The organism is Nocardia donostiensis (genome assembly GCF_002081715.1).
GTDB lineage: Bacteria > Actinomycetota > Actinomycetes > Mycobacteriales > Mycobacteriaceae > Nocardia > Nocardia donostiensis.
In genome coordinates this window covers 1-11,001 of record NZ_MUKP01000077.1, presented here as the reverse complement: position 1 = coordinate 11,001, position 11,001 = coordinate 1, and the positions used below count along the sequence as shown (strand labels likewise).

Annotated in this window: 5 protein-coding genes and 1 pseudogene; 4 read left to right on the top strand and 2 right to left on the bottom strand. The window is 67.4% G+C overall.

All coding sequences use genetic code 11. The annotated features are described in order from the left end of the window. Nucleotides 1-523, bottom strand: a pseudogene (locus B0T44_RS25185) (cytochrome P450); the annotation flags it as partial. 247 nt (nt 524-770) lie between these two features. On the opposite strand from B0T44_RS25185, the gene B0T44_RS25180 reads away from it, so the two are divergent. The 3 genes from B0T44_RS25180 to B0T44_RS25170 all read left to right on the top strand — a co-directional run bounded on the left by B0T44_RS25180 (nt 771) and on the right by B0T44_RS25170 (nt 9,685). Next, nucleotides 771-1,409: a GNAT family N-acetyltransferase gene (locus B0T44_RS25180; protein ID WP_077116660.1), complete on the top strand. Its 639-nt coding sequence runs from the start codon at nt 771-773 to the stop codon at nt 1,407-1,409. 93 nt (nt 1,410-1,502) lie between these two features. Continuing rightward, a complete protein-coding gene (locus B0T44_RS25175) occupies nt 1,503-8,108 on the top strand; it encodes a type I polyketide synthase (RefSeq protein WP_077116587.1) in 6,606 nt (2,201 codons plus the stop codon). Between the two features lie 131 nt (nt 8,109-8,239). Next, nucleotides 8,240-9,685 (top strand): aminotransferase class I/II-fold pyridoxal phosphate-dependent enzyme, encoded by a 1,446-nt coding sequence (locus B0T44_RS25170; RefSeq protein ID WP_077116586.1) that lies wholly within the window; start codon nt 8,240-8,242, stop codon nt 9,683-9,685. Nucleotides 9,686-9,883: 198 nt separating this feature from the next. On the opposite strand, the gene B0T44_RS25165 is transcribed toward B0T44_RS25170, so the two are convergent. Continuing rightward, nucleotides 9,884-10,216: a hypothetical protein gene (locus B0T44_RS25165; protein WP_077116585.1), complete on the bottom strand. Its 333-nt coding sequence runs from the start codon at nt 10,214-10,216 to the stop codon at nt 9,884-9,886. A 476-nt stretch (nt 10,217-10,692) separates the two neighbouring features. Here B0T44_RS25165 and B0T44_RS25160 point away from each other — a divergent pair. After that, nucleotides 10,693-11,001 (top strand): hypothetical protein (locus B0T44_RS25160; protein ID WP_139795355.1); only part of this gene is annotated, 309 nt, incomplete at its 3' end.

Below are 11,001 nucleotides of genomic sequence, written 5' to 3'. Positions count from 1 at the left end.
GGTTCATCTCGACGCCGATATCGACCGGCCCGTCGGCTCGCAGGATGCGGTCGGCGGCGTCGGTGGCGGCGTCGGTGATGGGTCCGGCGAACCGGTCGATGGTGGAGCGGGCGAAGATCGGCTGCACCAGGCGGCGGTTGCGCTGGTAGCGCCGGTCGTCCATATCGGTGACCAGCCCCTGCCCGAAGGTCACGGCCATCATGTCGTATTCGGCGCTTTTGCAGTAGTTGTCCTGGTTGGCGACCAGGATCTGCCTGGCCAGCGCCGGCGATCGCACTACCACGTAACGCAGTATCGGCAACCGGGCGATGAGCACATCGTCGGCGCCGGGCAGCTCCGCGGTGAGATAGTGGACGAGGGTGCGGTCGCGCCAGCGTGAAAGGAAACCCGCGGCATACCGCCAGGATTGCGCCCAGCTCACCGGGGTGCGATGCCAGCGCATGGGTGCGGGCTGCCATCGTGGTGGGTGCAGGGTGGTGTCGCCGGGTGTTGTCGCGGTGTTCGTGGTTGCCGAAGTCTTCATGTCAGCAATCCCCATCGTCAGAAAAGCCGTTGCGCCCCCATCAGGGCGTTCGAGTAGCCGATGATCGCGTTTCCGGAACTGTTGATCGAGCCCCGAAAAGTACTGTCACCGCCCGTTTTCCCGTTTATCCTACGCGTTGGTAGCTTCGGGCTGCGCGATTCCACCGATTGGTGTACGTTGCTGTTTGTAGGTACGAATCGGCTGGTCAGTTGGGGTTCGGGCCGAGCACGACGTGTGAAGGTTAGTGGTGCCCAAGTCTTTCGGTGATGTCACCGTCCGCACTGCGGTGAAATCGGATGTGCCCGCGCTGGTTTCCGTGTTGAACTATGCTTTCGATACCGACGACCCGTTCGGTGAATACATGTTTCCCGACCCCGCGCAACGGCGGCGCCAACAGTCACGACTGAACAAGGCGATGATTCGTCATCAATACCTGCCGAACAACGGCGCGTTGGTCGCCACTGTCGACGGCCGAATTGTCGGCGGCGCTTTGTTGCAGACCCCGGACTACCGGTTCGGACCGTTGCGCTATATCGCCTCCATTCCCGAATTCGTCTGGGCCATGGGGTCTGCGGGGCCGCGGGTGCTGGCCATGGACGCCGCCATCGGCAAGCTCGCCGCGGGGCTGCCGCACTTCTTCGGCGTCACGCTCGGCGTCGACCCCGAATACCAGAGCCGCGGTGTCGGGCGAGCGTTACTCGCCTGGGCTTTCGGCGAAATCGAGCGGGCAGGCGCACCGTTGCTCGGAGTCTGCAAGGACAGCAACGTCGCCTATTACGAGGCCGTCGGCGGACAGCGAGTGGGGCGTATCCGGCTCGGCCGCCGCGGTCCCGAGGTCAATGTCGTGATGTGGGTGCCGCGCAGTTTGCGCGCGACAAGCGAATAGCAGCGAACACAGCGAACACCGAATCAGTCTTCTCCGGCGGCCCCCAGGAGGGCGTCGCCGCTGTCCGGGACCCATTGTGAAGGAGCACGATCAGTGTCGGATATCGCGATCGTCGGCATCGGGTGCCGCTATGCGGGTGGTATCGACTCGCCGAAGACGTTCTGGGACTTCGTTGTCGGCAAACATGACGCGGTCACCGAGATCCCCGCCGACCGGTGGGATGCGCGCCGCTACTACGACCCCGACCGGCGCGCCCCGGGACGCATGTACACCACACGTGCCGCGTTTTTGACCACCGACCCATGGGCCTTCGACCCCGACTTCTTCGGTATCTCCCCGCGGGAAGCGACCGCCATGGACCCCCAGCAGCGGCTGATCCTCGAGGTGGCGTGGGAGGCGCTCGACGATGCAGGCGTGGCAGGACGCACCGGCGAGGCTACGGTGGGGGTGTATGTCGGGGCGTTCACCCTCGACCAGTTGGCGGTCGGGTTCACGGGTGCGGCGGTACCGCATATCGATATGCATTCCTCGGCGGGCACGTCGTACACCATGCTGTCCAACCGGATTTCGTATGCGTTGAACCTCGGCGGCCCGAGCGTCACCGTCGACACGGCCTGCTCGTCCTCGCTGGTGGCGCTGCATCTGGCCTGTCAGGCGCTGCACAACGGCGACTGCCGCACCGCGCTGGCGGGCGGGGTGAACCTGATGTTGCAGCCGGGCACATTCATCTCCATGTGCAAGGGCGGGTTCCTCGCCGAGGACGGGCGCAGCAAATCGTTCGGCGCATCCGCCGATGGTTACGGGCGCGGTGAGGGCGCGGGCATGGTGGTGCTCAAACCCCTGGCAGACGCCGAACGCGACGGCGACCGCGTGTACGCGGTGATCAAGGCGACCGGTTCCAATCAGGACGGCCGCACCACCGCCATCACCGTCCCCAACGCTGCTGCGCAGGAACAGTTGGCGACCTCGGTGTGCGCGCGGGCCGGTATCGCACCGCATGAGGTGACGTATGTGGAAGCGCACGGCACCGGAACCCCGGTCGGCGACCCGCTCGAACTACAGGCGATCGGCCGGGCCTACGGCGCCGTCGACGGCCGGACCGAACCGCTCGGCGTCGGTTCGGTGAAAGCCACCCTCGGGCATACCGAGGCCGCCGCCGGTATCGCGAGCGTCATCAAATCGGCGCTGGCGATACAGCATCGGACACTGCCGCCGCAGGGCTGGATCGATGACGAACTCAACCCGGATCTCGCGCTGGACGAGCTGCGGCTGCGGATACAGACCGAGGCAACCGAGCTCGGACCCGACGCTGCACGAATGACAGTGGCGGTCAACGGGTTCGGCTACGGCGGTACCAACGCTCATGCCGTACTCCAGGAGTACCGGCCCACCGAACCGGTAGAGCGCTTGCCTCGCCGCGACCTGCCCCTTGCTGCCGGGGCTCCCGCACTCGTTCGTCGTACCGGAGCGGTATCGAGTACCACGGGCACTACCGGCACCACTCCGGCTGCCCAGGCAGGCGAGCAGCAGAACACTGGTAGCAGCGTCGCCGCTGACCACCCAGCCGAAAGCCAGACACACACGACGCCCGCACCAGCACCTCGAGCGGGTGATCTCACCGACACTGGGCAGGCGAAGCCAGCACACGACGCAGATGGTTTGCCGAGCCCGGAAACGTCTGCGGCAGAAGAGCGCTCGCGAACGCAACACGCGGGTGTGCTGCCGCTGTCCGCGCGAGGCGAGCAGGCGGTGCGCGAACTGGCGGGCGAATACGCCGAACTCCTCGAAACGAGAGTCGACCTGGATCATCTGGCGGCTGCGGCGTGGACGCGGCGGCATCATCACCAGTTCCGGCTGGGTGTGCCGTTCGCCGACCGCGCCGAACTGGCCGCGGCCCTGCGCGGGCTCGCAGGCGGAGAAGGGCGTGCTCCCGCCCGAACGGTCACCGACACAGCCCCGGTGTTCGTATTCACCGGGATGGGGCCGCAGTGGTGGGGTATGGCGCGGGATCTGCTCACCACCGACGCGGTGTTCGCGGCGGCGGCCCAGCGGGTCGATGCGGCGTTCACCGCGGTCGCCGAATGGTCGATCCTGGCGGAACTTGCGCAGCCGGAACAACAGTCTCGGGTCACCGCCACCGAGGTCGCGCAGCCCGCGAATTTCCTGGTGCAGGTGGCGTTGTTCGACACCCTCGCGGCGCAGGGGATTCACCCGGCCGCGGTGGTCGGGCACAGCGTCGGTGAGGTGTCGGCGGCATATGTGACCGGTGCGCTGTCACTGGCCGACGCGGTGACCGTCGCCTACCACCGGGCCCGGCTGCAGGCGAGCACCGCGGGCTCGGGCGGGATGCTCGCGGTCGGTTTGCCCGCCGACGACGTGGCTGGGCTGATCGGGGACGGCGTGGATATCGCGGCGATCAACAGCCCTACCGCCGTCACCCTCTCCGGTGATTTCGACCGGCTCACCGCTATCGCCGAAAGCTTGACCGAGCGCGGCGTTTTCGCGAAGCGGCTGCAGGTGGAGGTGCCCTATCACAGCGCGCTGATGGACCCGATCCGCGACGACCTGCGCTCCGCGTTGGCGGGGATCACCCCGCAGGTACCGTCGATCCCGCTGTATTCGACGGTGACCGGTGCCGCGGTGACCGGCCCGGATTGGGACGCGGACTACTGGTGCGCCAATGTGCGCGAGCCGGTGCGTTTCGCCGACGCCGTCCGCGGTCTGATCACGGCGGGGGAACGTGTCTTCCTCGAGGTCGGCCCGCATCCGGTGCTCGGCGCGAATATTCGCGAAATGCTCCTGCACATCGGCCAGCAGGGCGCTACCGTCGCGACGCTGAACCGGAAACAGCCCGACGGTCTGAGTATGCGTCACACGATCGCCGGGCTCTACGCCGCGGGAGCCCTCGATATCCGGGCGCTGGTCGGCCGTGCTCCCGCCCCGCATCTGCCGCTGCCCAGGTATCCGTGGCAGCGGCGCAGGCTGCGCTCGGATCTGCCGGTTTTCGCCCAGCAGCGTTACGGCACTCCCGGTCTGTACACCATGCTCGGCGACCCCGGCCTGGACGAAGACCGGCATTGGACGCTGCAGCTCGCTGCCGCGACGCTGCCCTGGCTGGACGATCACGTTGTCGACGGTTCCCGCATCCTGCCCGGCGCCGCCTACCTCGATGCCGCGCTCAGCGCTGCCGCCGTCGAATACGGGTCGTCGGCGAAGTACGGCATCGCCGCAGTGGAGAACGTGCGATTCGTCGCGCCGCTGGTCATCGAATCCGGTGATGTACCGGTACTGGAAGTGCGGGTGGAGCAATCCACGCGCCGGTTCACCGTCCGTTCCCGCCCGGCCCTCGCCACGACGTGGACCGTGCACGCCACCGGCCGCCTGGTGGACGGAGCTTTCGAACCGGTGAAGATCACCGTCCCCGACACCACCGTCATGCCCCCGGTGCAGCCGGAGACGCTCTATGCCGATCTCGCCGCGACCGGTGTCGAACACGGCCCGGCTTTCCGGCTGGTGCGCCGGGCCTGGGCCGCCGGCGACACCGTCGTCGCCACCGTCGATGCCGCGATCGCGGACGGCTCCGGTCACCTGGCGCATCCGTGCGTACTGGACGCCGCCTGGCAGATCGTCTCCCTCGGTGACGCGGGCGGGCCCGGCACCGACGGCGCGGTGATTCCGGTCGGCGCCGACTCGGTGCGCATGTTCGCACCGATACCACCGCACGCCGTTGTCGTAGCCCGCCTCACCGCCCCGCTGCGCGCCGACGTCACCGTCCTCGACAGTGAACACAACCTCGTGTTGCAGATCGTCAACGCGAAATTCCAGGCCGTTGCCTTCGGCGGCGGACTGCTGCGCCGGCTGGAAGAGCTGTACTACGAGGAACAGTGGGTGCTGCGCGACCCGATCGACCGCACCGCCCTACCGCCCGCCCACCGCGCGTACACACTCGTGGCGCCGCTGGACGAGGGTGCGCGCGGCCGGGTCGAGCAGATCGTGCGCTCGTCCGGACATGCGGAACCGATCGAGCTCAGTGCGCTGGCCGACGGCCGCGACGACGCCTTTCTGGCCCGGTTGCAGGCGGCGCACACCACCCCCGATGTCGATCGAGTACATGTGTGCGTGGTGGCGGGCGCCGAATCGGACGCGGTGCGCGATCTGTGGCTGTTGAGCAGGCTCGCGCTGGCCGTGGAGCGTTTCGCCGACGAGATGAACCCGGAACCGCTGCCGCTGACCGGTGACGGATCCATCCACGTCACCCTGATCACCGAATGCGCCTTCACCCATCCCGAGCACGCCGAGGCACCGAACCCTGAGCACGCCGCGTTGGCGGGAGCACGCCGGGTGCTGTTGAACGAGCAGCCGCCACTGCGCTGGCGCCTGGTCGATATCGAACCGGAGACCACCCTCGATGAGCTGACCGCCGAACTCGCGATCCCGGGCGCGTTCTCCGCCGACGGAACCGACGAGGTGTTCCTGCGCAACGGTCTGCGCTGGTCGACGGTGGTGCAGCGAGCGCTACCCGACCGGCTGGCCGGATTGGATCAACCGGAGCCGCTACCCGACCCGGAAGCCAATTTCACCCTCGACATTCCGCGTTCCCGGATGCTGTCACAGCTGGGGTGGCGCCGCAGCGAACGGCGAGCGCCCGGCCATGGTGAGGTCGAGGTGCGGATGGCCGCGATCGGCCTCGGGTTCAAGGATCCGCTCAAAGTACTCGGTGTGCTCGGCGAAGATGATTTGGCGGGAACACATTTCGGTACCGCGCCGGGAATGGAAGGCGCGGGAACCGTGGTCCGGGTCGGTCCGGATGTCACTCGGGTGCAGGTCGGTGACCGGGTGGGGTTGGCGTCGGCGGGCATGATCGAGCGTTACCACCTGGCAAGCGTCGATGTCGTCGGCCCGGCCGCCGACAGCATCCGGCCCGAACTGTGCACGTCGACAGTGTCGATGGTGACCGCCGAATACGCGCTGCTGGATCTGGCGCGGCTGCGCGCGGGAGAAACGGTGCTGGTGCACGGCGCAGCGGGCGGCGTCGGCGCATCGGTGATCCAGGTGGCGAAACTGCACGGCGCCAGAGTGATCGGCACCGCGAGCACCGACGAACGTCGCGCCTACGCGTTGGCGCAGGGCGCCGACGAGGTGCTGAACTCCCGGTCGCTGAATTTCGCCGACGACGTGGTGGCCCTGACCGGCGGGCGGGGCGCCGATATCGTGATCAGCACCGCCCCCGGTGAGATCGTTCACCAGAACTTCGCCGCCGTCGCGGAATTCGGCCGCATCGTGGAGGTCGGCAAGGCCGATATCTATTCCGGTGGTGTGCTGGAACTGCGCAACTTCGACAAGAACGTCGCCTACTTCTCCTTCGACCTGGACCGGATGCTGGCCTTGCGCCGCGCCGAGGTGATCGCCCGGGTGCAGGCCGTCAACGACAAACTCGCCGATGGCACTTACCGTCCGCTGCCGTTTCACAGTTTCGGCGTGGACGAAGTATCGACCGCGTTCGAGGAGGCCCTGCGTTCCACCCGGCTCGGCCGGATCGCGCTCGACCTCACCGGTAACGAGCCGCCGGTGCGGCCGCAGCACGCCGATGTGCCGATCGACGCGTCAGGACGTTACCTGATCACCGGCGGTTTCGGCGCGTTCGGACTGGCAACGGCCCGATGGCTGGTGCGGCGCGGGGCCCGGCAGTTGGTGCTGGTCGGCCGCAGCGGTGCGCGCAGCGACGCGGCGCGCGCCCAGCTGGCGGCATGGGAGTGCGACGGTGTCGAGGTGCTGGTGGAACGCACCGATATCACCGACATCGCAGCCGTGCGCGCGATGATCGAGCGGGTGCATACCGCTGAGGCACCGCTGCGCGGGGTCTTCCACGCGGCGGGCGTCCTCGACGACCAGCGCATCACCACCATGGATCGCGCCAGCCTGTCCGCGGTGTTCGAACCGAAACTGCTCGGCGCGCGGGCGCTGGCCGAAGCGCTGACCGCCGCCGGTGTGCACCCGGATCTGATCGTGCTCTACTCCTCCGGAAGCGCCATCATGGGCGGGGTCGGCCAATACTCCTATACCGCCGCCAATCTCGCGCTGCAGGCGTTCGCCGAGCAGCTCGCCCGCGCCGGTGAGCGGGTGTTGTGCATCGGCTGGGGCGCGATGTCCGGTGGCGGCATGGTCGATGCGGACCAGAACGTGCAACGGTATCTGCGCATCGCCGGGTTCGACGCCATCGATATGGACGACGGCACCGCATATCTGGGCGAAGTGCTGCGCCTCGGGGTCCGCCAGGCCGCGGTTATCCCCGTCGAGTGGGGGAAGGTAGTGCTGGCCGCGCCGCAGCTGGCCTACACCGCCCGCGTCGCCGGTCTGATCGCCGCCGCATCGGAAGACAATTCCGCCGCCGCCCGGTTACGCGCCGAGATCAGCGCACTGGAGGAAGCGCAACGCGCCACCGTCGTCGGCTACCTGCTCGCCGAACAGCTCGCCGAGGTCATGGGCGTGGCCGCCGACTCCATCGACCTGTCGGTGCCGCTGCCCGAACTCGGCCTCGATTCCCTGATGGCGGTGGAATTCGGCGCGCTGGTCGGCAAAACCCTCGGAGTCGAAATGAACAGTATGCAGTTGGGCCGCTCGTTCAGTCTGGCGCAGGCGGGTGCGCGGATCGCCGACATCATCGTCGGTAGTGAACCCGCGCAGGCGGTACCAGCGTGAGCGCGGGATATGCGCCGCGGGCCGCTCTCGGCCGAAGGCATCGTGGACAGCGATGGCACCGTGCACCACAGTGCACAACGCCGGAACCGAAGTGCCGGAAATGAAATCATCGACTTGGCGAGGAGTTCGGGATGACCGATGAGCGCGATATCGCCCGGCGGCTGCTGGCAGGCGCGAGCGGGCGCGGAGCGGATGCGACGCTGAGCACGTCACCCCGTACCCCTCCGATCCCGGCGGCGCGACCGATGGCGCGTGCAACGCGTGCCTCGGCGCGGCGTGGGCCCGGTCGCCAGTTCGCGGACCATCCAGCGGTCGTAGCCGCCCTAGAGAAACAGGCAGCGATCCAGCGGTTGGTCGACGACACCGGCCTGCCGCATCCACTGTTCCTATCCCCCGAAGGGCATAACGGCGCTCTGATCAGTTCCGGCGGACGGAAACTGGTGAATTACAGCTCCTACAACTATCTGGAGCTGGCGGGGCATCCGCGGGTGATCGGCGCCGCCAACGACGCCGCCGAACGCTACGGCACCTCCGCGTCGGCGACCCGCATCGTCACCGGGGAGATCCCACTGTATCGCGAACTCGAGGAGCGGCTCGCCGGGATCTATCATGCGGGGGCCGCGCTGGTGACTTCCAGCGGGTTCCTCACCAACGCGGCGGTGATCGGATTCCTGCTCAGCGCAGGAGATGTCGCGATCTGTGACAGTTTGGCGCACGCGAGCCTGGTGGCGGGCACCCAGTGGGCCGGATGCCGTCGCGTCACTTTCCGGCACAACGATCCCGAATCGCTTGCAGCGCTCCTGCGTTCATGCCGGCACCAGTTCGATCGGGCGTTGGTCGTTCTCGAAGGCCACTACAGTATGGACGGCGATCTGGGCCGGATCGCCGAACTCGCCGAAGTCGCACGCACCTACGACTGCGCGGTGCTGGTCGACGAGGCGCACGCTCTGGGTGTGCTCGGCGCAGGCGGTCTTGGTAGCCGGGAACATTTCGATCTGCCCGGGGATCTGATCGATATCTGGGCAGGCAGTCTATCCAAGGCGATGGGCAGCACCGGTGGTTTCATCGCCGGTGACGCCGATCTGGTGGCGGCGGTGAAATACGCGGCCCCCGGTATGGCGCTCTACACCGCGGGCCCCTCCCCGTCGAATATCGCCGCCGTACTCGCCGGGCTCGATGTGATCGGCGATGAACCCGACCGGCTGGCCCGGCTGTGGTCCAATGCCCGGCTGTTCACCGGCAGACTGCGCGAACACGGGATGGATCTGGCGGATTCGGAATCGACGCCGATCGTCCCCGTGATCGTTCCGGGTGAGATCCGCGCGGGTTACGCGGCCGCGGCGATGCTGCAGCGCGGCTACAACGCGGGCGCGATCCTGTCGCCGGTCGTCCCGGCGGGCACCGAACGGCTGCGTTTCTTCCTCACCAGTGAGCACACCGAACGGCAACTGCTCGACACCGTCGACGAACTCGCCGAAGTTCTCGCCGTAGCCGACAAGATCCCGGACCTCACCATCGGAGCGCCCGGCACTCCGACCGATCTCGGGCCACTCCCAGGTACAGATATCCCCAGGTGAACCGCACGGCTACCGAGCCCGTCCGCATCGTCTCGGGAACACTCGCACTCCGGCGCCACGCGCTCCGGACAAGCACCACACCACAGGGGCCGCGAGGAGTTCCCGGTACCCGGTGGGCTCACTGGAATACCGCGAGAAACAAGAATCGGGCCGGTCCGAGAATCCCCGGACCGGCCCGATCTTCCTGATAGCCGACCGCTACTGCAGCGCCAGCATCGTCCCGTTCAACTGGTCCAACGGACCGAAAACGGTGAACACCACACGACCGGTCGGATGGGCGGCAGACACCCGCGCGGCCCCGTCCAGGGCCTGACCGAACGACGCTGCGGACGGGTGCGGTAGACCGGCGATCACATGACCGAACCCGGTCTGGCTCACCCACTGGGTGTCGGCGGGGCTGAGGTCGACCCGGACTCCGCCCGGCAGCGGCGTCACCGCCACCGCATTCGCGGATCCTGCGCCCAGCACAGCGAAAACCGATGCGGCCCCGGCAATCAAGGCACCGGTGACCAAAGAACGTGCTACCCGCATATGAGTTGAGACCTGCTTCCCGCATTCGAGAGGTGAATCGGTCCGTCACGACTACCGCGTAACGGACCTGCCGACGGCGATTACTTTATGACCTCGCTCACGTTCCGGCCAGTTCCGGTGCAGCGGCCCGGCTGTTTCCGGACAAACCTCCCGGCCGGTTTCCGGGGGAACGCTCTCAGCGCCGACGGATCCCCTACCCCGCTGTTGTCCGGCTGCTAGGGTGGCCGACCGTAACAGTCCGCACATATTTCGACCCCTGGGAGTTACGCACCTCATGTCCACTCTTGTGTATGACTACCTGCTGCCGCTGCTCGGACCGGAGCAGGCCACCTACTGGGCGCAGGTTTTCGTCATCGACCCGACGCACTGAGCGGATAGCAGTCGCCGGAAGAACAACGCCCCTCGGCTCGGCCGGGGGGCGTCTGTTTTCTTCGTAGGGGTTTCGCGTACACCTGGGGGCGTTAGCCTCCCGCCGCGTGACAAGAACTTCCGTTGCTCTCGCGGCAGCAGCCGCCGTGTTCGCCCTGTTCATCGCCGGTTGTCAAGATGAATCCGGCCAGGCACAGGCTCCCACGACCCCCGCTGCGACGTCCACCGCTGCCGGACCCGATCTCTCCTCCGCCAAAGCCGGCTCGTTCGTCATCGGTTTCAAAGGCGCGTTCCCCGCCCTCGCCGCAGACCGATCCGACACCGATATCCGCGACGTCTTCACCGACACCTGTACCGATATCCGCGAGCGTAAACCGGAAAACAAAATAGTCGGCGATCTCATCGCCCGCACAGCG